Source organism: Streptosporangium sp. NPDC002607, from assembly GCF_053592655.1.
Window position 1 is genome coordinate 1 of sequence record NZ_JBSFWD010000013.1, and the last position, 21,957, is coordinate 21,957.

Sequence of the window (21,957 nt, forward strand, 5' to 3'; positions counted from 1 at the left end):
ACTCCGCCGGGGTTGTCCCCCCGCCCCTGCGTTACAGCCCGATTTTCCGGGGGTGGTACGCCTTCGGTGACGGGGGCCCCCACACCCCGGGGTGGGCCCCCGGGACCCGGGGCCGCACCACCAGAAGTGGATCAGGGCCGGAGCGACCGGCGACCACGACCGACCAGCACCCGAGCATCGAAGAGGAGGGCCGATGGCCATCAGGACCCCCGGCCGCCGCCAGGCCACCGCCGCATCGGCATCGGTGGACGAAGACGCATGGATCGAGGTGGCCGGCCTGCAGAAGCTGTACCGGCCCCGCAGGTCGGAGCCCACCCATGCGCTTTCCGACATCGGCTTCACCGTCAGGCGGGGGGAGTTCATCTCCATCGTCGGACCCTCCGGATGCGGTAAGACCACCCTGCTGAAGATCCTTGCCGGGCTGATCCCCAAGAGTGAGGGCGTCGTCCGTGTCGCGGGACGGGACGTGACCAAGCCGCTCCCCGAGGTGGGCATGGTCTTCCAGGCCGCGACCCTGCTGCCCTGGCGAACCATCCTGGAGAACGTGATGGTCCCCGTCGAGGTGCAGAAACTCGACGCGGCCGTCTACCGCGAGCAGGCCAGGAACCTGCTGAACATGGTCGGCCTGGACGGCTTCGGCGACAAGTACCCGCACGAGCTCAGCGGCGGCATGCAGCAGCGCGCCGGGATCTGCCGGGCCCTGGTGCACGACCCGTCCGTACTGCTCATGGACGAGCCGTTCGGTGCCCTGGACGCGATGACCAGGGAGTACATGAACGTCGAGCTGCTGCGCATCTGGAAGGAGAGCGGCAAGACCGTCGTCCTGGTCACCCACTCCATCCCCGAGGCGGTGTTCCTGTCCGACCGGGTCATCGTGCTCAGCTCCCGTCCCGGGCGGATCGCCGAGATCGTCCCGATCGAGCTGGGGCGCCCGCGCGATCTCAGCGTCATGTCCTCCGATCGCGCAGGGGTCTACGTGACGCGAATCCGCCAGCACTTCAACGCCGCCGGCGTCATCGACTGACGAGGTACACCACCATGACAATGACCAAGGCCACCGACGGCCGACCCGCCCGTCCGCCGGGCCAGGAACGGAAAAAGAGCCGCCTGAGGGGATTCGACCTCCGCGAGCGCCCCGAGCTCATCATGGTCCCCGGGGTCTTCGTGACCGCGGTGCTCGCCTGGGAGTTCCTCGTGCAGCCCCTCGGCATCGACGACTACGTGCTGCCCCGGCCCTCGCAGATCGTCGCGTCGCTGGTCACCCAGCTCACCGACGACCAGTTCTGGTCGCACCTGCTGGTCACGCTCCAGGAGTCCCTGATCGGCTTCGTGATCGGTGTCGGCGCGGCGATGGTGCTGGGCACGCTGATCTCGCAGGTACGGCTGGCCGAGCGCACGCTCATGCCGTACATCGTCGCCTTCCAGACGGTGCCGAAGGTCGCCCTGGCGCCGCTGTTCGTCGTCTGGTTCGGCTTCGGCATGACCAGCAAGATCGTCATGGCGGCGGTCATCTCCTTCTTCCCGATGCTGGTCAACGTCATCGAGGGGCTGCGCTCGGCCGACGCCGACCGGATCCAGATGCTGACCGTGTTCGGCGCGGGCAGGTTCCAGGTCTTCCGCATGGTCCGGCTGCCGAGCGCGCTGCCCTTCATCTTCGCCGGGCTCGACATCGGGATCGTCTTCGCCATCCTCGGCGCGGTCGTCGGCGAGTTCATCGGCGCGAAGGAGGGGCTTGGGTACCTGCTCCTGCAGACCAACTACAACTTCGACATCTCCGGAATGTTCGCGGTCCTGGTGGTGCTCTCCGTGCTCGGCCTCATCGCGCACTCCCTCATCCGTTTCGCCCAGCGGCGCTTCGCCTTCTGGGCCGAGGACAGCCGGGTGATCGGCGCATGAGCGATCCGAACCGCTTCGACGGCAGGGTGGCCCTGGTCACCGGCGCGGGCCGGGGCATCGGTGCGGCGATCGCCGCCACGCTCGCGGCCCGCGGCGCCCGCGTGGCCCAGGCAGACGTGACCTCCGGCGACGACTGGCAGGCGCCGCTGCCCGAGAGCGACGGGCACACCCGCCACCACGTCGACGTCCGCTCGGCGGAGTCCTGCCGCGCGCTGGTCGCCGAGGTGCTCGCCGCGCACGGCCGCCTCGACCACCTGGTCAACAACGCGGGCATCGTACGGCGGGGGCCGGCGGCCACGATGAGCGAGGGTGACTTCACAGACGTCCTCGACGTCAACCTCACCGGCACCTTCCGGATGTCCCAGGCCGCCTACCCGGCGCTGCGCGACGCGGCCAAGGCGGCCGGCGAGGGCGGTGAGAGCGCCGCGAGCGTGGTGAACATCGGCTCGACCAACGGCCACATCGCGGTCCTGGACACCCTCGGCTACTGCGTCAGCAAGGCCGGGGTGATGCACATGGCCAAGGTGCTCGCTCTGGAGTGGGCCCCCGACGGCGTCCGGGTCAACGCCGTCGGACCCACGATCGTGCCCACCGACATGACGGCCGACGTTCGCGCCAACGAGGCGTACATGAAAGACAAAATGGCCACCATCCCCCTGGGCCGCATGGCAGGGGCCGGCGACGTCGCCAACGCGGTCGCCTTCCTGCTCAGCCCCGCCGCCGCCATGACCACCGGTCAGACGATCTACGTCGACGGCGGAGTGATCACCCAGTGACGCGTGAGGAGCACTCCATGTCCAAGCCCGATGTCGCCGCCGCACTGGCCGCCGTCGACGCCCACCTCGACACCTTCGTCGAGGAGCTGCAGCAGCTCTGCCGGATCCGCAGCCGCCGCCAGGAACCCGAGCAGATGGTGGCCACCGCCGAGTTCCTCGCCGCCTCGGTCGGCCGCTGGGGCGGCACCGCCGAGGTCATCCCCTGGGAACACTCCCACCCGTACGTGCTGGGTGAGATCGGCGGCGGGGAGCGCACCCTGCTGCACTTCAACCACTACGACGTCGAGGTGGAGCCGACCGGCGACGACGACCGGTGGATCAGCCCCCCGTACGCGGCGGAGATCCACGACGGACGGCTGTACGCGCGAGGCGTCGCCGACGACAAGGGCGCCCTGATGTCGCGGGTGCACGCCGCCGCCGCGTGGCGGCTGTCCGGCCAGAAGGCGCCGGTCACCAGCCGCTACATCATGGAGGGCAAGCAGTGGCTGCACAGCCCCGGCCTCGGCTCGTTCGTCCGCGCGCACGCCGACCGGCTGACGAGCGACGGCACCCTGTGGGAGAACTCCTGGGTGGACGAGCAGGGCAGGCCGCTGCTCAAGCTCAGTGAGAAGGGCGTGCTCTATCTCAGGCTGACCGCCACCACCCTGACCCGTGAGCTGACCAGCCAGAACACCGCGCTGCTGCCGTCGGCGACCACCCGCCTGGCCGCGGCGCTGGCGAGCCTGCAGCGGCCCGACGGCACCGTCACCGTGGCGGGCTTCGCCGACGACGCGCGGGTGCCCACCGACGAGGAGCGGGAGCTGCTGGCCCGGCTGCACTTCGACGGCGACTTCCTGCGCGCCCGGGCCGGAGTCGACTCCTTCATCGGCGGCCTCGACGACGCCCAGGCCGCGGTCGAGATCCGCACCCGCCCGACCCTGACGGTCGCCGGCATCGTCGGCGGCGACAACCGCGACGACATCACCCTCGGCATCCCGGCCACCGCGGCCGCCAAGGTGGAGATCCGCCTGGTCGCCGGGCAGGACCCCGAGCGGGTGCTGCGGGCCCTCGGCAAGCACCTGGCCGACGGCGGCTTCGGTGACATCGCGATCGAGGTCATGGCCACCAGCAGTCCGAGCGCCACCGACCACCGCGACCCGTTCGTGTCGCTGGTCGCCGACGCGGCCCGCCGTGTCTACGGTGCCGAGCCCGTCATCGAGCCGTACACGCAGTGGATCGGCAACCAGGGCGTCATGGGTGGGCGCCCGATCGTCGGCGTCGGCGTCTCGCGCGCCGACTCCGGGGTCGACGGCCCCAACGAGAACATTCTTGTGGAGGACTACCGCATGGGTATCAAGCACGTCGTCGAGGTCATGGCCGCGATGGCGGTGGACCGATGAGCGCCACCCACCTGCGCGGTGCCTCCGAGCGCGGTTACCTGGAGCTGCCCTGGGGTCAGGTCCACTACCGGCGCGCGGGCGACCCCGCGGCGGTCCCGCTGCTCATCCTGCACCAGTCGCCGCTGTCGTCGGCGACCTACGAGCGCGCCCTCGCCGCCCTGGCCGCGCACGGCCTGTACGTCGTCGCGGTCGACACCCCCGGCTTCGGGATGTCGGACGCGCCCGGTGAGCAGTGGTCCATCCCCGACTACGCGGCGGCGACGTGGCGGATCGCCGACGCGCTCGGCCTGGAGAAGGTGCATCTGCTCGGGCAGCACACCGGCGCCGTGATCGCCGCCGAGGCGGCGCTCACCGCCCGCGACCGGGTGAGCGGCCTGATCTTCCAGGGGCTGCCGCTGTACGACGACGCCGAGCGTGCGAAGAAGAAGGCCGGCTACGCGCCGGGCTACCAGGTCGCCCACGACGGCAGCCACCTGACGACGATCTGGGAGCGGGTCTACTGGCTCTATCCGAGGATCTCGGCGGAGTCGGCCAGCCGCCAGGTCGCCGAGTATCTCAGCGTGGGTCCCGACTACGCGGTCGCCTATCGGGCGGTCTTCGACCACCACCTGGACACCGCCGCGCTCGCCGGCATCCCCATGCTGCTGCTGCACGGCGGCGACGACGTGGTGGCCAGGATGAACGACGTCGTCCAGGCCGCGCTGCCGGGCGTGCCGCTGGTCACCATCCCCGGCGGCACCGACTTCGTCGCCGAGGAGCAGCCGGAGATCTTCGCCAAGGCGGTGGCCGAACACGTACTGGCGCACGGGGCCGAGCGGCCGGAGGCGACGTTCAAGCCGATCTACACCGCGACCGTCGAGGTCCAGGGCGGTCGCGCGGGTAGCGCCCGCTCGCTCACCGGCTCGCTGGACCTCGCCCTCACCAGGCCCGCCGACCGCACGCCCGGCGACACCGGCACCGACCCCGAGGAGCTCTTCGCCGCGGGATACGGGGCCTGCTTCGCCAGTGCCCTGGGGATCGTGGCACGGCGCGAGCGGATCGGCCTCGACCCGGTGAGCATCACCACGTCGGTGACCCTCGGCTCGGTGCCCGGCGGGAAGTACGCGATCGCCGCCGCGCTCGGCATCTCCGCGCCGCACGTCCCGCAGGCGGACCTGGAGCGGATCGTCGGCATCGCCGACGGCCTGTGCCCCTACTCCAACGCGATCCGAGGTAACGCTGAGGTCACGATTGAGGTCCTCGGCGGCCCTCCGGACAGCGCTGCCCTATGACATTCACATGATCTCTCCCCCTACCGCGTCGCCTGCCGCGCGCGTCCTGACCAACGAGGAAACCATGACCGTCGATGACGTCGGAGAGGAGCAGGAGCCGGAGCGTTCCCGCTCCGGTATCGCGCGGGCTCTCGCCGTGATCGATGTCATCGGCAGGTCGCCTCAGGCTCAGGGCGTCTCCGTGATCGCGCGGCAGACCGGCCTGCCCAAGGCCGTGACACACCGCATACTGCGGGAGTTGGTGGTCGGCCAGTTCCTGAGCTTCGACGAGGACAGGAAGCTCTACCGCCTCGGCCCCGGGGCGTTGAGCATCGGCCTGGCCGCGATGCGCGAACTCGACGTGCCCGCCGTCGCGCACCGGCACCTGGTGGCGCTGGCCGAGCGGGCGGGCGAGACGGCGACGCTCTCGCTCCGCCAGGGCTGGTCGCGGGTCTACGTCGACCAGGTCCTCTCCGACCAGGAGATCCGGATGTCGGTGGCGCTGGGCACCAGCCATCCCCTGCACGCGGGGTCCTCCTCCAAGGCGATCCTCGCGGCGCTGCCCGACGCGGAGGTGGACGACTACGTGGCCCACCACCGCCTCGACAGCGTCACCGACGCCACGATCACCTCGACGACCGCGCTGGGCGAGGAGATCGACCGGATCCGCACCCTCGGCTACGCGGTCAGCTTCGGCGAGCGGCAGTCGGGGGCGACGAGTGTGGCGGCGGCCTTCCGCGGCGCGACCGGACAGGTCGTCGGATCGGTGTCACTGTGCGGGGCGCAGGACATGTTCATTCGCAGCCGCAGAGAACTGCTGGGGGAGTGGGTGGCCACCGCGGCCGCCGACATCTCGGCCGACCTCGGCTTTCGCACAACAGGCCGGAACGGGGGGGACATCGGGTGACACCCGTCCGGAAGAACATCGACGAAACCTTTTCTGACCTGGGAGTGAGCATGCGCGACGGACCACTGGAGGGCCTGCGGGTCGTCGACGCCTCGACGATCCTGGCCGGGCCGCTGTGCGCCCAGATCCTCGGCGACTTCGGTGCCGAGGTGGTGAAGATCGAGCATCCGACGGCGGGCGACGGCATGCGCGGCCACGGCGAGTCCAAGGACGGTGTCTCGCTGTGGTGGAAGGAGATCTCCCGAAACAAGCAGACGATCGGGCTCAGCCTGTCCGCGCCCGAGGGGGCCTCGCTCTTCCTGCGGCTGATGGAACGCACCGACGTGCTCATCGAGAACTTCCGGCCGGGCACTCTGGAGCGCTGGGGGCTGGGCCCCGACAGGCTGCACGAGGTCAACCCCGGGCTGGTCATCGTCAGGATCACCGGCTTCGGGCAGACGGGGCCGTACGCGGGGCGGGCCGGGTTCGGCACGCTCGCCGAGGCGATGAGCGGCTTCGCCCACCTGACCGGCGAGGCCGAGGGACCGCCCACGCTGCCCGCCTTCGGGTTGGCCGACAGCATCTGCGGCATCGCGGCCTCGTCGGCGACGATGATGGCGCTGTGGGACCGCGAGCGTGACCCGGAAAAGCGCGGTCAGGTCGTCGACATGAGCCTGCTGGAGCCCATCATGACGGCCGTCGGCCCCTCGCCGACCGTCTACCAGCAGCTCGGGACCATCGCGCACCGGCACGGCAACCGTTCCACCAACAACGCGCCGCGCAACACCTATCTCACCTCCGACGGCCACTGGGTGGCGGTCTCGACCAGTGCCCAGACGATCGCCGAGCGGGTGATGCGCCTGGTCGGGCACCCCGAGGTGATCGACGAGCCCTGGTTCGCCACCGGCGCGGGCCGGGTCCAGCACGTGGAACTGCTGGACCGGCTGCTCGGCGACTGGGTCGCCGAGCGCACCCGGGAGGAGGTCGTCGCGGAGTTCACCGCGGCGGGCGCCGCGGTCGCCCCGGTCTACGACGCCCGGGACCTCGTGGAGGATCCCCACGTCCGCGAGACCGGGATGCTCACCTCCGTCGACGACGCCGACCTCGGCTCCGTGCTGATGCACAACGTGATGTGGCGGATGTCGCGGACACCGGGCCGGATCCGGTTCACCGGCCGTGACCTGGGAGCCGACACGGACCGTGTGCTCGTCGAGGAGCTGGGCTGTGACCCCGCGACCCTGGGCGACCTACGAGAACGAAAGATCATCGCCTGATCCGCGACGGCGCGGTGACGCGTCGATCGGGGGGACAGACGGACATCGGGAGAGACGAGACGACGTGAGCACATCCACCACCCTGGCCACCTCGCCGGGAGAGACGGTACGCGACCCCCTGTTGGAGGCGGTACGCGGCGGCGTGACCGTGTACGACCTGGGCCGCCCGTTCTACGCGGGCATGCCACAGTCGCCCAACCACCCCGCGTACACCCACACGCTCCCGCGCCGCCACGGCGACAAGGTGCGTCCCGACGGTGGGTCGGCGGCCAACGACATGCTCGTCATGGGCACCCACGTGGGCACGCACATCGACGCGCTGGCCCATGTGTCCCACGACGGCAGGCTGCACGGCGGGGCGGACGCGGCGGCGGCCTGTGTCGGGGGCCGCTACCCCGAGCACGGCATCCACACGGTCGCGCCGATGGTGTGCAGAGGCGTGCTGCTCGACCTGCCCGCCGCGCTCGGAGTGGCCTGCTGCGAGCCGGGCTACGAGATCACCCCGGCCGACCTCGACAGGGCCGTACGGGAGCAGGGCACCGAGGTCGAGGCCGGTGACGTCGTGCTGATCCGCAGCGGGTGGGGCAGCCGTTTCTCCGACCCCGACCGCACGGTCTACATCGGCTCCGAGTCCGGCGTCCCGGGGGTGGGGGAGGCGGGGGCGTACTGGCTGGCCGAGCGCGGGGTGCGTGCCGCCGGGGCCGACACCATCGCCTTCGAGTGCCTGGCTCCGGGGCAGGGGCACAGCGTGCTGCCCGCGCACCGGGTGCTGCTGGTGGAGTCCGGCGTCTACATCATCGAGACGATGAACCTGGAGGAGCCGGCCCTGCACGGCGTGCACGAGTTCACCTTCGTGCTGTCGCCGCTGGCGCTCTTCGGCGCCACCGGCTCGCCGGTACGGCCGCTGGCGATCGTCGGCCGGAGCGCCGAGGCCGCCGGGGAGGCGGATCGCCGTGGCTGAGCCGACGCTCGGCCGCCAGCTGGCCGACTTCGCCGCCGACACCTCCTACTCGACGCTGCCCGCCGACGTCGTCGACAGCGTCCGCAAGCGAGTGCTCGACGTGATCGGGCTGTGCGTGGCCGCGCACCGGCTGCCGACCAGCGCCGCCATCGTGGAGTACGTCCGCGACCAGGGCGGGCGCCCCCAGGCCCACATCGTGAGCGGCGGCTCCGCGGTGCCCGCACCGCTGGCCGCCCTCGCCAACGGGGTGCTCGCCCACTCCCTCGACTACGACGACACCCACCTGCCCTCGGTGCTGCACCCCAGCGCCTCGGTGGTCCCGGCCGCGCTGGCCGCCGCCGAGCTGGCCGGGGCGTCCGGCCGCGAGACGATCCACGCCATCGCGGTCGGCCTGGAGGTGTGCGTACGGATCGGCATGGCGGGCTACGACCGTGAGGCCGGCAACTCGACGTTCTTCGAGCACGGCCAGCACGCCACGTCCATCTGCGGTGCCCTGGGGGGCGCCGTCGCCGCGGCCGTGCTGCTCGGCCTGCCGCGCGAGGGAGTGCTCGACGCGCTCGGCGTCGCCGCCTCCACCGCCTCGGGCATCATCGAGGCCAACCGCACCGGCGGCACCGTCAAGCGGCTGCACTGCGGGTGGGCGGCGCAGTCGGCGGTGACCTCGGCCGAGCTGGTCAGGCGCGGCTTCACCGGGCCGCCGACCGTGCTTGAGGGCAGGTTCGGCTTCTTCCAGGCGTTCCTGCACGGGCGGTACGAGGCCTCGGAGATCACCTCCGGTCTCGGCACCGACTGGGCGGTCCCCGGGATCTTCTTCAAGCCCTACCCCGCCAACCACTTCGTGCACACCGCCGTGGACGCCGCGATCGGGCTGCGCGAGCAGGGGCTCGACCCCTCGCGGGTGGAGAGCCTGACGCTGGGCGTCCCCGCGCCCGTCATCCGGACGATCGGCGAGCCGATCGAGGGCAAGCGCGCTCCCGAGACCGGCTACCAGGCGCAGTTCAGCGGTCCGTACGCGGTCGCGGCCGGGCTGCTGGGCGGCGGCGGCCTCGGCGTGGGGCTGGCGGACTTCACCGACGAACTGGCCCGCGACCCGCTCCGCAGGGACCTCATGGCCAAGGTCGAGGTGGTGGCGGACGAGCGTGCCACCGAGATCTTCCCCCACCAGTTCCCCGCGGTGCTGCGCGCCCGCGACGCCGACGGCCGCGAGTGGAGCCAGGAGGTGCTCACCAACAGGGGCGGCCCCCAGCGGCCGCTCTCGGCGGGCGAGCTGGCGGCGAAGTTCCGCGACAACGCCGAGGGGCGGCTGTCGGCCGCCGCCATGGACGCCGTGACCGACCGGGTGGCACGGCTCGACGAACTGGACGACATCGGAGACCTGCTCCGCCTGGTGGCGGAGCCGCAGCACGCGACAGGAGACGGCCGTGACTGAGTATGACCTGCTGGTGAAGAACGTCCGCGTGGTCTCGCACGACCGCGACGAGCCCGTCGAGGCGGACATCGCCATCAAGGACGGGCGGATCGCCAGGGTGGAGCCCGGCCTGGACGCCTCGGCGGCCCGCGGGGTCGTCGACGGCGCCGGCAAGCTCGCCTTCCCCGGCGTGGTGGACGCCCACCAGCACTGGGGCATCTACAACCCGCTGGGCGAGGACACCGTCTCGGAGAGCAGGGCCAGCGCCCAGGGCGGCGTCACCACCGCGCTGACCTACATGCGGACCGGCCAGTACTACCTCAACAAGGGTGGCGAGTACGCCGACTTCTTCCCCGAGGTGCTCGACGCCGCCGCCGACCGCGCCTACGTCGACTACGGCTTCCACCTCGCGCCGATGTCGCGTGGCCACATCGGGGAGATCCCCGACCTGATCGAGCGCTTCGGCGTCACCTCGTTCAAGGTCTTCATGTTCTACGGCAGCCACGGCCTGCACGGCCGCTCCGCCGACCAGAACTCCTTCCTGATGATCCCGCCAGGGGAGCGCTACGACTACGCGCACTTCGAGTTCGTGATGCGCGGCGTGCAGGCGGCCAGGGAGCGCTTCCCCGACCTCGCCGACGAGATCTCGCTGTCGCTGCACTGCGAGACCGCCGAGATCATGAGCGCGTACACCAAGATGGTGGAGGACGCCGGAGACCTGAGCGGCCTGGCCGCCTACCACGCCTCCCGGCCGCCGCACTCCGAGGGCCTGGCGGTCTCCATCGCCTCCTACCTGGCCCACGAGACCGGCCTGCCCACCATCAACCTGCTGCACCTGTCGTCCAGGAAGGCGGTGGACGCCGCGGTCCGGATGGCCGGCGCGTTCCCGCACATCAACTTCCGGCGCGAGGTGACCGTCGGCCACCTGCTGGCCGACATCACCACCGCGCACGGCCTCGGCGGCAAGGTCAACCCGCCGCTGCGGCCCCGCGAGGACGTCGAGGCCCTGTGGGAGTACGTGCTGGACGGCACGGTCGACTGGGTGGTCAGCGACCACGCCTGCTGCCGGGACGAGACGAAGTTCGGCGAGCCGCGCGACGACATCTTCGTGGCCAAGTCCGGTTTCGGCGGGGCGGAGTACCTGCTCCCAGGGATGATCACCGAGGGCCGTCGGCGTGGCCTGTCCTACGGCCGCATCGCGGCGCTCACCGCGCGGAACCCGGCCGTCCGCTACGGCCTGCGCACCAAGGGCGCCATCGCGGTCGGCCTGGACGCCGACCTGTGCCTCGTCGACCCGGACAAGACCTGGACCGTCCGGGCCGCCGAGTCGGAGTCGACCCAGGAGTACACCCCGTTCGAGGGCTTCGAGCTGACCGCCCAGGTCACCGACACCTTCGTCCGAGGTCACCGGGTGCTGGACGGCGGAAAGATCGTCGGCGACCCGGTGGGCCGCTACATCCACCGTCCCACCGGCATCGCCTGACCGGTTCTTTCGGAACGCGACCGGGCCCCGCTCTCCGAGAGCGTGGCCCGGTCGCGTTCGTTCACGGCGGTTCAGGGGCACCCCTGGCCGGTGCCCGGATTCACAGAACGGCGCAGGCCGGCGCGATCACCCTCATTCATTCCATAACGCTGTGCCAAGCCCCCCGATCGGCCTCAGCCGCGGCTACTGCTCGGTGGGCGCAGTCCGTCCAGAGCGAAGGCGAGCAGACGCTCGCCCTGGGCGGCGGAGGTCTGCTCTCCGGCCCAGGCCACCGCGTTGATCAGGGCGTACAGGTCCGATGCCGTGACGTCGGCGCGTATCGCGCCCGAGGCCCGCGCGCGATCCAGGAGCTGCTCGCCTGCGCTGAGCACCGACCGGCATGCGGCGTGCAGCTCGGACGTCTCATCCTCGATGGCGTGCATCAGCGACGCGGCGAGGCCCCGATAGGTGGCGGTGTGCGCGATCGCCGTCCTTGTCCAGGCGACCAGGGCCTGGTAGGGGGACGTCTGCTCGAGCAGGTCACGGCCGGTGCCGGACAGCGCCTCCATGCGGTCGCGCATCAGCGTCTCCAGCAGGGCCTGCCGGGTGGGGAAGTGGGCATACAGGGTGCCGTTCGCGACACCGGCGCGCCGGGCGACGTCCTCCAGCGAGGCGTCCACGCCATGCTCGGCGAATGCGTTCGCCGCCTCGGCGAGCAGCCGTTCGTAGTTGCGGCGCGCATCGGCGCGCATGGGGCGTCGGCGCGGCCTGTCGGTGCTTGCCATACGGTGTCTTCCTCGGTTGCTAAGTCGAGACTATCTCAATATATTTCTTGAGGCAGTCTCAGCTTATCGGCCCTCATCCGGGCCCAGGAAAGGATCCCCATGAACACCATGGACAGACCCGTCCTCGTGATCGGCGCCACGGGCCGCCAGGGCGGCGCGGCCGTCACCCACCTGCTGGCGGCCGGCCGGCCGGTACGAGCCCTGGTCCGCGACCCCGCAGCCCCCGCCGCCCAGGCGCTCGCGGCGGCGGGGGCCGAGCTGCACATCGGGAACCTTGACGACCCCGGCTCGCTGGCCAGGGCCGCAACCGGTGCGTACGGGGTCTTCGGTGTCACGCCCGACGACGAGGACTCCGACCGCGAGGTCCGGCGCGGCATCGCCCTGGCCGACGCCGTCGTCGCGGCTGGTGTCTCGCACCTGGTGTTCGCCTCGGTCGGCGGTGCGGAACGCGGGACCGGCATCCCGTACTGGGAGAGCAAATGGCGCATCGAGCAGCACATCCAGAAGCTCGGCCTGCCCGCCACGATCCTGCGGCCCGTCCGGTTCATGGAGAACCACGCCATTCCCGGCCTGCCCCTCGGCGGGATCGACGGACACGAGCTCGTCCACCTCTTCGCCCCCGACACGCCGGTGCAACTCATCGCGGTCACCGACATCGGCGCCTTCGCCGCCCTCGCCCTCGCCCACCCGGACGACTACCTCGGGCAGGCCATCGAGCTCGCCGGCGACGAACTGACATCTCTCCAGGCCGTGGAGCTCATCAGCCGGAGCATCGACCGCGAGATCACCTACCGGCAGGTCGCCGTCGAGAGCGCCGGATTGGGTGAGGACACCGCACGCGCCTTCACCGACGAGCGAGGCCTGTGGCGGGCCGACATCGCGGCGCTGCGCCAACGCCACCCCGGCCTGCTGGACTTCTCCTCCTGGCTCCGGCAAGGCGGCAGCGCCGGGATCCAGGAGCTGTTCACCACCCGAGAAGGCTGAACGTCCTCACGGCGGCGTTGAGGTGGTTGACGGTCGGGGTTGTGCAGGTCCTCAGAGCACTCTCGTCATGAACGCGCTGTTCGGGTCGGGTTTGTAGTCCGCGAACGGGTCGCAGTACTCGAACCCGAACTTCTCGTACAGCTTCCGGGCCGGCAGGAAGAACTCGGCCGCCCCGGTCTCGAGGCTCAGCCTGGTGAATCCCATGCGCTTGGCCTCGGTGACGATGTGCTCCAGGAGGAGGGACGCGATTCCGCTCCGCTTGCGCGTCGGCCTGGTGCGCATCGACTTGACCTCCGCGTGGTCCGCGTCCAGCCTCTTGATCGCGCCGCAGCCGACCAGGCTGTCACCGTCCATGACCGACCAGAACGTGATCTCGGGCCTGCGCAGGCTCTCCAGGTCGAGGGCGTGCTTGCTCTCCAGCGGAGTGATGGACCGCATCTCCTGGACGTGCTCGTCAAGGAATCCGGCGATCTCCGGACCGGAGAGGTCATCGACTGCGATCTTCAATCCTGTGCCCATCCTTTCTTGGAGACACTTGATGTCAAGGTGGTCGGGTGCCTGGTGGGTGTCCTTCCGTTCGTTGATCGTATAGGCGCCGTCCCCGCCGTCCCGTCGCGGCCAGGTCGCGACGGTGAGGCTCTCGTCGGCGCGGATCACCGGGGCCGATCTCCGCCGTCCTCGCCGCCACGGCGCGTAGCGGGGACAGATGCAACGTGATCTCCATGGGGGGTTCATCCCAAGTTATTGCAAGTAATATGCAACTGATAGAACTTCTCTTGTGACAAAACTTCTCCAGAAGTCCGCCACGCTGTGCGTCGTCCTCGCTCTGGCCGGTGCGGCCTGTTCCGCCCCGCAGGGGCCGGCCGACCCGCCGGATGACACGTTCGTCATCGGCCTGAGCTCGGAATTCGACAATTTGAGCCCGGTGCTCGGGTTCTCTCCCGACGGGGGATCGTTGATCTTCGACGGGTTGATGAGCCGGGCGCCCGACTTGACGATCAAGCCCGCGCTCGCCGCTGAGCCGCCCACTGTCTCCGAGGACGGGACGACCGTCACCTTCACCCTGAAGGAAGGGCTGAAGTTCCACGACGGCAAGCCGCTGACCAGCAAGGACGTGGAGTACACCTACGAGGCGCTGCTCGATCCCGCCAACAACTCCACGATCAGGAGCGACTATTCGGCGATCAAGGATGTGGCGGCTCCCGACGCGCGGACCGTGGTGTTCGGTCTTCGGTATCCCTATGCGCCGTTCGTGCAGCGCAGCACGCTCGGCATCGTGCCCATGGGCACGATGGAGAAGACCAAGCCGGTCGGCAGCGGCCCCTACCGGTTCGTCTCCTGGACGCCCGGAGACAAGATCGTGCTGGAGGCGAACAAGGAGTACTGGGGCGGCGCTCCGGCGATCTCCAGGTTGGTGCTCGCCTTCGCCCCCGACGACAATGTGCGCGCGACCCGGGTTCGGGCAGGCGAGTTCGACGCCACCGTGCTGCCGCCGAAGGCCGCCGTCGGCTTACGCGGCCGGCAGGACGTGACCGTGTATGACGTACCGAGCGCGGACTATCGCGCGATCATGTTCCCGATGACTCAGCCGGTGACCGGCGACCGGGCCGTACGCAAGGCGTTCAGCCTGGCCCTCGACCGGCAGGCGATGGTCGACACGATCCTGGCCGGCGCGGGTGTTCCCGCCTACGGGCCGATCTCGCCCGACACTGGATGGCACAACCCCGAAGTGACCGGTGACACCGATCCCGAAGCCGCCGGCAAGCTGCTTGACGAGGCGGGCTGGATCATGGGGAAGGACGGTATCAGGGGGAAGGACGGCAGGAGTGCCGAGTTCACCCTGATGTATCCGGCGGGCGACTCGCTGCGCAAGGAACTCGCGCTGGCCGCCGCCTCCGACGCCAAGAGGATCGGTCTGCGGGTCGAGCCGATCGGCCTGGACTGGGACGCGATCGAAGCGCGACTGGACAGGGACGCGGCGGTCATGGGGTTCGGCAGCCCGTATGACCCCGACTACGTCAACTACGAGCTGTTTCACTCCGACTTCAAGGGCCAGGGCTTCTTCAACCCGGGCCGCTACGACAACCCCGAGGCCGACAGGCTGCTGGAGCAGGGCAGGGCCTCGGGCGAGCAGGCGGAGCGCGAGCGGATCTACGCCGACTTCCAGAAGGTCATCAGGGACGACGAGGTCTATTCGTACCTGGTCTTCCTCAAGCACGTGTACGTGATCCGCGGCAGGTACGAAGGGATCGTGCCGGGCGTGGACGGTCACGAGCACGCCACCGGAGGCCTGTTCGCCGGCATCCACACCTGGAAGCCGGTCGCGTGAGAGCGGTACTCAAGATGATCGCCTGGCGGGTGGCCTTCGCGGTGCCACTGCTGGTGACCGTTACGATCGGCATGTTCGCGCTGGCCCAGGCCTCCCCCTTCGACCCGGTCAGGCAGTACCTCGGCGAACGCGCGCTGGTCACCTCTCCTGAGGTGGTCGAGTCGATCAGGCAGAACTGGGGCCTGGACCGGCCGGTCCTCGAGCAGTACGCCACCTGGTTCGGCAACCTGGTCAGCGGCGAGCTGGGCGAGTCGCGCTCCTTGCATCGGCCGGTCGGCGAGATCATCGGCGAGCGGCTGGGCTGGACCCTGCTGGCCACCGGCTCGGCGCTGGTGCTGATGTTCGTCGGCAGCCTGGTGGTGGGTACCCTCGCCGCCTGGCGGCGCGGCTCCTGGGTGGACCGGGCGATCACCGGCGGCGCGTTCGCCAACGAGGCCGCCCCGGTGTTCTGGCTGGGGCTGCTGGCCATCTGGGTCTTCGCGGTCCAGTTGGGCTGGCTGCCGGCGGGGGGCCTGACCGACGCGGCGTCGACCACGATCAGCCCCGCTGATGTGGCCGCGCACATGGTCCTGCCGGTCGCGGTGCTGGCGATCTCCCAGTCCTCGTGGCTGGTGCTCTACGTGCGGGAGTCGGTCATCGGGGTGCTGCGGGAGGACTTCGTGATCGGCGCGCGCGCCCGCGGCCTGCACGAGCGAACCGTGATCGTGCGGCATGCGCTGAGGTCGGCGCTGCTGCCCTTTCTCACCCTGCTCGGTGCTCGGATGCCGGAACTGGTCACCGGCGCGATCCTGGTCGAGACGATCTTCTCCTGGCCCGGCGTCGCCGCGGCCTCGGTACAGGCGGCGCTGGCCGTGGATTTCCCGCTGCTGGCGGCGCTCACGCTGCTGGGCACGGCGGCGGTGCTGGTCGGCAACCTGCTGGCCGACATCGCCTACACCGTGGCCGATCCGCGGGTGCGCACCTTGGGGGTGGGCTGAATGCCGGTGAAGTTCAAGTTCGCGGCCGGCACCCTGGTGCTGCTGGCGCTCGCCGTACTCCTGGTGCCGCCTGTCGTGCAACTCGACCAGAGCCTGGTGGACCTGCGCGCGGCCGGGCAGCCCCCCTCTTTCGCACACCCCCTCGGCACCGACGAGGTCGGGCGGGACGTGCTGATCCGGTCGATCTACGGCCTGCGCGTCTCCTTCCTGGTGGGCCTGGTGGCCGCGCTGGTCAGCATGGTGATCGGCGGACTCGTGGGCCTGGCGGCCGGCAGTCTGGGAGGACTGCCCGACCGCCTTCTCATGCGGGTGGTGGACGGCTTCAACGCCCTGCCGCACCTGCTGTTCGGCATCTTCATCGTCGCACTGTTCGCGCCGAGCGCCGCCGCCGTGGTGGTCTCCGTAGGTGTGACGCACTGGACCACGGCGGCGCGGATCGTACGCTCCGAGGTGCTCTCGCTGCGCTCGCGCCCGTTCGTGGAGGCGGCGATCTCCGGAGGCTCGACCAGGATGCGGGTGGTCCGCCGCCATCTACTACCGCACCTTTTCCCCCACCTGATGCTGGCGACGGTGCTGATGATGCCCCACGCGATCTGGCACGAGACCGCGCTGAGCTTCCTCGGCCTGGGACTCCCGCCGCACCTGGCCTCACTCGGCAACATGATCAACGATGGGCAGCGCTCGTTGCTCACCGGCGACTGGTGGTCGAGCCTGATGCCCGGCCTGTTCATCCTGGTGCCCACGCTGGCGGTATCGGTGCTGGCCCAGCACTGGCGTGACCGCCGTAACCCTCGCTGGAGATCGGAGCTGGAACTGTGACCGGAACTGTGACCGGCCGCAGACGGCTACGGGTTCAGGGGCTGAGCGTCGGCTTCCGCATCCCCGGCGCGCTGGTGCAGGCGGTCAGCGAGGCGACCTTCGAGGTACGGCCGGGTAGCTGCCTGGCCCTGGTGGGTGAGTCCGGGTGCGGCAAGTCGGTGCTCGCGCACGCGCTGCTGGGCCTGCTGCCGGACAACGCGACCGTCTCCGGCCAGGCATGGCTGGAGCACGGCGAGGAGTCGATGGAACTCCTCGGCGCCTCGCAGGCCGTACTGGCCAGGCGGGTGCGCGGGCGGGCGATCGGGCTCATCCCGCAGAGCCCGGCCACCCACCTCACGCCGGTGCGCACGGCACGGGCGCAACTCCAGGAGGCCATGCGCGAGCTCGGCTCGCACGCCACGGCCGATGACCTGGCGGCGCGGTACGGCCTGCGCCCGCAGGAGCTGGACCGTTACCCGCACGAGCTGTCGGGCGGCATGGCCCAGCGCGTGGCGAACGCGATCGCGCTGGCAGGCGACCCGTGGCTGGTGCTGGCCGACGAGCCGACCAGCGGGCTGGACCGGCCGCTGGTGGACCGGGCGATGGCGACGCTGCGCGAGCTGTGCGACGAGGGACGTGCCGTACTCCTGATCACGCACGACCTGCGCGCCGCCGAGCGGGTCGCCGACGACCTCGCGGTGATGTACGCCAGCCGCCTGGTCGAGGTGGGGCCGGTGGCCGAGGTACTCGGGCGCCCCCGCCATCCGTACACGGCGGGGCTGGTGGCGGCCCAGCCGGATCGGGCGTTCGTCCCCATCCCCGGCCTGCCGCCCGAGCTGACCCGGCTGCCCGAAGGGTGTGCGTTCCGGTCGCGTTGTGGCCACGAAACCGAGCGGTGCGCCGTGCCGCCACCGATGGACGGCGGCGTGGCCTGCCACCACGCCCTGGAGGACAGGCATGCTTGAAGCGTCCGGAATCACCGTCAGGTACGGCAGGCACACCGCACTGGACGAGACGTCCCTGACGATCATGCCCGGTAAGGTGACCGGCTTGGCCGGGCCGAGCGGCTGCGGGAAGTCGACGCTGGCCAGGGTCATGGCGCTGATGCTGCGTCCGGCGTCGGGCACGCTCACCGTGGACGGCACGATCGTGACGCGCTGGCGGCAGCGCGCGGCCCGCGACCTGCGCACCCGAGTGGCCCTGATCTACCAGCAGCCCAGGCTCTCAGTGGACCCGCGTCTCAAACTCGCCGAAGTGATCGGCGAGCCGCTGACCGCGAACGGCCGGCCGGACGAGGAGCGCGTCAACGAGCTGGCCAGGGAGACAGGTCTGACCGGCGACCTGCTCACCCGATGGCCGCACGAGGTCTCCGACGGGCAGTTGCAGCGGGCCTGCGTGGCCAGGGCACTGACCTTGGAACCCCGCTACCTGATCTGCGACGAGATGACCACCATGCTGGACGCCTCCACGCAGGCACACCTGGTCGGGGTGGTGAACGCCTACCGGGAGCGTACCGGGGCGGGAGTGCTGGCGATCAGTCACGACCCGATCCTGCTGGATCGCTGGGCCGACGAGATCGTTGGTTTCGCCGGACACGGAGATCTGTCTCCATCATGAGCGCGATCTTGTACGTGGATCGCACCGGCATCCCCTCACCGTGGGCGCGAAACGGGGCGGGTCGCCCTTTCTCCGGCCGGTGCGAGTGCGGGTTGACCGATCGTCGCGATGATGATGAGGTTCTGTGCCAGCGTCGCGGTGCACCCGGCAAAGAGATCGCCGAGGGCATGGAGGCGCCGGAACACTGGACGACCTTGGAAACACCCGATGGACGCCTGATGGCGTTCGGCAACCAACTGATCGAAGTACATCTCTGGCTCCGTGAGGAGCTCGACGCACTCCGCGAGAACGTCGAGGCCTACCTCGACGGCGGCGCGCGCCCCCGCGAACTGCGGGCCCACTGCCTGACCTTCTGTTCCGCCCTGAACCGGCACCACACCGGTGAGGACGACGGCGCGTTCCCCGAGCTCGCCGCGCGGTTTCCCGAACTGCGTCCGGTACTGGACGAACTGCGTCGCGACCACCGGCTGGTGGAGGACTCCCTCAGGAGGCTGGAGGCGCTCGTCGGCGGCCTGGACCAGGAGACGGATCCGGCCGTGGTGCGCAGCGAGCTGGACAGCCTCGCCGCGCTGATGGAGACGCACTTCGTCTACGAGGAGAAACGCATCGTCTCGGCGCTCAACGCGCTGAACGTGCCGGGCTGGGATCGTTCCCGGCCCGGCTTCCTGCTCAGCGACGACAAGGAACGCTGATCGGCCCGTCCTGACCGGGTCATCGGAACCCGGTCAGGACGGCCGATCAGCACTCCTCGCCGCGGCACTGCGATCGTGCGGGCCGTCCTCGTCCTGAAAGCGATCGCAGCTGGTGGCGCCTGTTTTAAGAGCGGCCGCCGGTAGCTGGTCACCGGAGTCGGCGTGATGTGGGTCGGGTGTCCCGGCGGTAGCGGGGTCCTGCTCGGCGGACGAGTGCGCGGACGGTGACGAACGCGGCGGCCAGGCAGCCGCGTTCGAGGCAGCGGGCGGACCCGATGGTGCGAAGGCGCGTGTCAGCCCGCCGTCCAAGGCCGGAGCTTGTCGGGGTTGAGTACTGCCCAGATGCGCTTGATCCGGTCGCCTGCGACGTCGAACGCCAGCACCGACACGGTGACGCCGTCCAGCTGGGCCACCAGACCGGGCTGACCGTTGACCGTACACTCCAGGATCGTCGCCTTGGGTACCGCACTGGTCCGATCGGCGAAGAAGCGCGCGATCTGCTCGGCGCCTTCGATCGGGCGGAGTACGGCGCTGACGAGTCCGCCACCGTCGCCGGTCGCCGTGGCGTCGGGGTCGAGCAGACCGATGAGGGCGTCGATGTCCTTGGCCGCCCATGCCTGCTTGAAGGCTCTGACGATGCCGGCGCGCTGGGCCGCCGGAGCCGCGGGAGCCTGCGACGCGCGAATGCGACGGCGGGCCGAGGAGGCCAGCTGGCGGCAGGCCGCCGGGGTACGGCCGACGATCTCGGCCACTTCGGCGAAGGAGTAGCGGAAGACATCGTGCAGGATGAACGCGACCCGCTCGGCCGGGGTCATCGATTCGAGCACGACGAGGAAGGCCATGTTGACCGACTCGTCCAGGGTGACCCGGTCGGCCGGGTCGGCCGTGGTGCCGCCGCACCGCCCGCTGATCCACTCCGTACGCTCGGGCAGCGGCTCCGGAATCCACTCGCCCACGTAGCTCTCCCGCCGGGCCCGTGCCGAGCCGAGCAGGTCGAGGCAGATGCGACCGGCGACCCTCGTCAGCCAGGCGCCGGGGGATTCGATGCCTTCCTGCTGCTGCCGGGACATGGCGTACCAGCGGGCGTAGGTCTCCTGGACGACATCCTCGGCATCGGCCAGGGAGCCGAGGAGCCGGTACGCGAGATTGGTCAGCCGGCGCCGCTCGCTCATGATCGCGCTCAGGCCCGGATCGAGCCGGCCGTCTCCTGGCTCGGATGGGGTGGTCACGGTGTCCCCGGCTTTCCTTGGTCGCATCTTCCCTCACCAGTTCGACGAGACAGCGCACCGAACTGTGAGGTCGGCGAATCGCCTCACATTCCGGAGGGTTGTGTCGTCGTACCGATGAACCGAACGCGAAGGAAGGAAACCGATCATGGAACCCGTGAACGTCGCGATCATTTACTACAGTGCCACAGGCACCGTGCACGCCTTGGCGCAAGCCGCCGCCGAGGGCGCGGAAAAGGCCGGCGCACACGTGCGACTGCGCAAGGTCGCCGAACTGGCCCCACCGGAGGCGATCAGCGCCAGGCCGGACTGGGCCCAGCACCTCCAGGACACCGCCGACGTCGCCGAGGCCGGCCTCGACGACCTGGACTGGGCCGACGCGGTGCTGTTCGGTACCCCCACCCGCTTCGGCAACCCGGCCGGCCAGCTCAGGGCGTTCATCGACACCACCGGTGGCCTGTGGTACCAAGGCAAGCTCGCGGACAAGGTGTACTCGGCTTTCACCGCCTCCAACACCGCCCACGGCGGACAGGAATCCACCCTCCTGGCGCTGGGGAACACGTTCTACCACTGGGGCGGCATCATCGTGCCCCCCGGCTACACCGACCCCATCCAGTTCCAGTCGGGCAATCCCTACGGCACCTCCCACGTGGCCGGCGATGGCCCACCCAGCGAGGTGGCCTTGCAGGCGGCCCGTTACCAGGCCCGCCGCGTCGTCGACACCGCGGCCTCACTCAAGGCCGGCCGCGCCGCCTGATCCAGCACGGAACACCAACGGGGCCGGTACGGCACAGAGCACAAGGATCCGCCCGGTTACGCTGGCCAGCAAGAGATATCCGTCGTGATGGAGGTTCTGTGCGATATCGGGGACCGCTTCCGAAGCGAGCGATCGGCCGTTTCAACACCTGTGTCCTGACGTTGCGCTCCTCTCCTCGATGGGGCCGGCTGATCAGCGGACGCCTCACGGTCGTCACCTATACGGGACGCCGCTCGGGACGCACCTTCAGCACGCCCGTCGCCTTCCGGCGCGCGGCCGGCACCATCACGATCGGTGTTCAGTTCCCCGACGCCAAGATGTGGTGGCGCAACTTCTTGGCCGAGGGTGGTCCGATATCGCTGCAGCTGGATGGGATCGATCGCACCGGGCATGCGATCGCCAGACGTGACGAAGCGGGCCGCGTCACCGTCACCGTCCGTCTGGACGGCTGACAAGCCATCCGAGGACCCCGGCCGTCCGGCCGCCTCGCCGGTGCCGAT

The 21,957-nt window shown here is 70.3% G+C and carries 22 protein-coding genes; 19 read left to right on the forward strand and 3 right to left on the reverse strand.

All coding sequences use genetic code 11. The annotated features are described in order from the left end of the window. Positions 1-193 precede the first annotated feature (193 nt). The 10 genes from ACWD3H_RS16895 to ACWD3H_RS16940 all read left to right on the forward strand — a co-directional run bounded on the left by ACWD3H_RS16895 (position 194) and on the right by ACWD3H_RS16940 (position 11,313). Complete coding sequence (locus ACWD3H_RS16895; protein WP_355551458.1) at positions 194-1,024, forward strand: ABC transporter ATP-binding protein; 831 nt, start codon at positions 194-196, stop codon at positions 1,022-1,024. Between the two features lie 14 nt (positions 1,025-1,038). Further along, positions 1,039-1,896, forward strand: a complete 858-nt coding sequence (locus ACWD3H_RS16900; protein ID WP_355551456.1) for an ABC transporter permease — start codon at positions 1,039-1,041, stop codon at positions 1,894-1,896. Next, positions 1,893-2,672 carry an SDR family NAD(P)-dependent oxidoreductase gene (locus ACWD3H_RS16905; RefSeq protein WP_355551454.1) on the forward strand — a complete coding sequence of 260 codons (780 nt, stop codon included), beginning with the start codon at positions 1,893-1,895 and terminating at the stop codon, positions 2,670-2,672. Before ACWD3H_RS16900 ends, ACWD3H_RS16905 begins: the two co-directional genes overlap by 4 nt. Positions 2,673-2,689: 17 nt before the next feature. Then, positions 2,690-4,051, forward strand: a complete 1,362-nt coding sequence (locus ACWD3H_RS16910; RefSeq protein WP_451955601.1) for a M20/M25/M40 family metallo-hydrolase — start codon at positions 2,690-2,692, stop codon at positions 4,049-4,051. Further along, complete coding sequence (locus ACWD3H_RS16915) at positions 4,048-5,322, forward strand: Ohr family peroxiredoxin (protein WP_451955602.1); 1,275 nt, start codon at positions 4,048-4,050, stop codon at positions 5,320-5,322. The genes ACWD3H_RS16910 and ACWD3H_RS16915 overlap by 4 nt, the downstream gene beginning before the upstream one ends. A 7-nt stretch (positions 5,323-5,329) precedes the next feature. Beyond that, complete coding sequence (locus ACWD3H_RS16920; protein WP_451955603.1) at positions 5,330-6,208, forward strand: IclR family transcriptional regulator; 879 nt, start codon at positions 5,330-5,332, stop codon at positions 6,206-6,208. Between the two features lie 50 nt (positions 6,209-6,258). Beyond that, on the forward strand, positions 6,259-7,461 hold the full coding sequence (locus tag ACWD3H_RS16925) for a CaiB/BaiF CoA transferase family protein (RefSeq protein ID WP_451955604.1): 1,203 nt from the start codon (positions 6,259-6,261) through the stop codon (positions 7,459-7,461). A 64-nt stretch (positions 7,462-7,525) separates the two neighbouring features. Next, a complete protein-coding gene (locus tag ACWD3H_RS16930) occupies positions 7,526-8,422 on the forward strand; it encodes a cyclase family protein (RefSeq protein WP_355551444.1) in 897 nt (298 codons plus the stop codon). Continuing rightward, on the forward strand, positions 8,415-9,851 hold the full coding sequence (locus ACWD3H_RS16935) for an MmgE/PrpD family protein (RefSeq protein WP_451955605.1): 1,437 nt from the start codon (positions 8,415-8,417) through the stop codon (positions 9,849-9,851). Before ACWD3H_RS16930 ends, ACWD3H_RS16935 begins: the two co-directional genes overlap by 8 nt. Next, positions 9,844-11,313 (forward strand): dihydroorotase, encoded by a 1,470-nt coding sequence (locus tag ACWD3H_RS16940; protein WP_451955606.1) that lies wholly within the window; start codon positions 9,844-9,846, stop codon positions 11,311-11,313. The genes ACWD3H_RS16935 and ACWD3H_RS16940 overlap by 8 nt, the downstream gene beginning before the upstream one ends. Before the next feature lie 173 nt (positions 11,314-11,486). Here the strand turns inward: ACWD3H_RS16940 and ACWD3H_RS16945 are convergent, their stop codons facing one another. Further along, positions 11,487-12,077, reverse strand: coding sequence for a TetR/AcrR family transcriptional regulator (locus tag ACWD3H_RS16945; protein ID WP_451955607.1), 591 nt, complete (start codon positions 12,075-12,077; stop codon positions 11,487-11,489). 99 nt (positions 12,078-12,176) lie between these two features. On the opposite strand from ACWD3H_RS16945, the gene ACWD3H_RS16950 reads away from it, so the two are divergent. Continuing rightward, positions 12,177-13,061, forward strand: coding sequence for an NmrA/HSCARG family protein (locus ACWD3H_RS16950; RefSeq protein WP_451955608.1), 885 nt, complete (start codon positions 12,177-12,179; stop codon positions 13,059-13,061). Positions 13,062-13,112: 51 nt separating this feature from the next. Here ACWD3H_RS16950 and ACWD3H_RS16955 read toward each other — a convergent pair whose 3' ends face one another. Next, on the reverse strand, positions 13,113-13,568 hold the full coding sequence (locus ACWD3H_RS16955) for a GNAT family N-acetyltransferase (RefSeq protein WP_350916447.1): 456 nt from the start codon (positions 13,566-13,568) through the stop codon (positions 13,113-13,115). A gap of 271 nt (positions 13,569-13,839) precedes the next feature. On the opposite strand from ACWD3H_RS16955, the gene ACWD3H_RS16960 reads away from it, so the two are divergent. The 6 genes from ACWD3H_RS16960 to ACWD3H_RS16985 all read left to right on the forward strand — a co-directional run bounded on the left by ACWD3H_RS16960 (position 13,840) and on the right by ACWD3H_RS16985 (position 19,474). Beyond that, entirely contained in the window at positions 13,840-15,390 is a 1,551-nt protein-coding gene (locus ACWD3H_RS16960; RefSeq protein ID WP_451955609.1) for an ABC transporter substrate-binding protein, read from the forward strand. Continuing rightward, entirely contained in the window at positions 15,387-16,367 is a 981-nt protein-coding gene (locus tag ACWD3H_RS16965; RefSeq protein WP_451955610.1) for an ABC transporter permease, read from the forward strand. The genes ACWD3H_RS16960 and ACWD3H_RS16965 overlap by 4 nt, the downstream gene beginning before the upstream one ends. Further along, positions 16,368-17,186 carry an ABC transporter permease gene (locus ACWD3H_RS16970; protein WP_451955611.1) on the forward strand — a complete coding sequence of 273 codons (819 nt, stop codon included), beginning with the start codon at positions 16,368-16,370 and terminating at the stop codon, positions 17,184-17,186. It begins immediately after the preceding gene. Continuing rightward, positions 17,183-18,130: an ABC transporter ATP-binding protein gene (locus ACWD3H_RS16975; RefSeq protein ID WP_451955612.1), complete on the forward strand. Its 948-nt coding sequence runs from the start codon at positions 17,183-17,185 to the stop codon at positions 18,128-18,130. Before ACWD3H_RS16970 ends, ACWD3H_RS16975 begins: the two co-directional genes overlap by 4 nt. Then, positions 18,123-18,782 carry an ABC transporter ATP-binding protein gene (locus ACWD3H_RS16980; RefSeq protein WP_451955613.1) on the forward strand — a complete coding sequence of 220 codons (660 nt, stop codon included), beginning with the start codon at positions 18,123-18,125 and terminating at the stop codon, positions 18,780-18,782. The genes ACWD3H_RS16975 and ACWD3H_RS16980 overlap by 8 nt, the downstream gene beginning before the upstream one ends. 218 nt (positions 18,783-19,000) lie before the next feature. Then, positions 19,001-19,474, forward strand: coding sequence for a hemerythrin domain-containing protein (locus ACWD3H_RS16985; protein ID WP_451955614.1), 474 nt, complete (start codon positions 19,001-19,003; stop codon positions 19,472-19,474). Positions 19,475-19,767: 293 nt separating this feature from the next. Here ACWD3H_RS16985 and sigJ read toward each other — a convergent pair whose 3' ends face one another. After that, positions 19,768-20,703, reverse strand: a complete 936-nt coding sequence (gene sigJ / locus ACWD3H_RS16990; protein ID WP_451955615.1) for an RNA polymerase sigma factor SigJ — start codon at positions 20,701-20,703, stop codon at positions 19,768-19,770. A 145-nt stretch (positions 20,704-20,848) separates the two neighbouring features. On the opposite strand from sigJ, the gene wrbA reads away from it, so the two are divergent. Both wrbA and ACWD3H_RS17000 read left to right on the forward strand, forming a co-directional pair. After that, a complete protein-coding gene (gene wrbA, locus ACWD3H_RS16995; protein ID WP_451955616.1) occupies positions 20,849-21,457 on the forward strand; it encodes an NAD(P)H:quinone oxidoreductase in 609 nt (202 codons plus the stop codon). Between the two features lie 98 nt (positions 21,458-21,555). Then, on the forward strand, positions 21,556-21,909 hold the full coding sequence (locus tag ACWD3H_RS17000) for a hypothetical protein (RefSeq protein WP_451955617.1): 354 nt from the start codon (positions 21,556-21,558) through the stop codon (positions 21,907-21,909). Positions 21,910-21,957 lie beyond the last annotated feature (48 nt).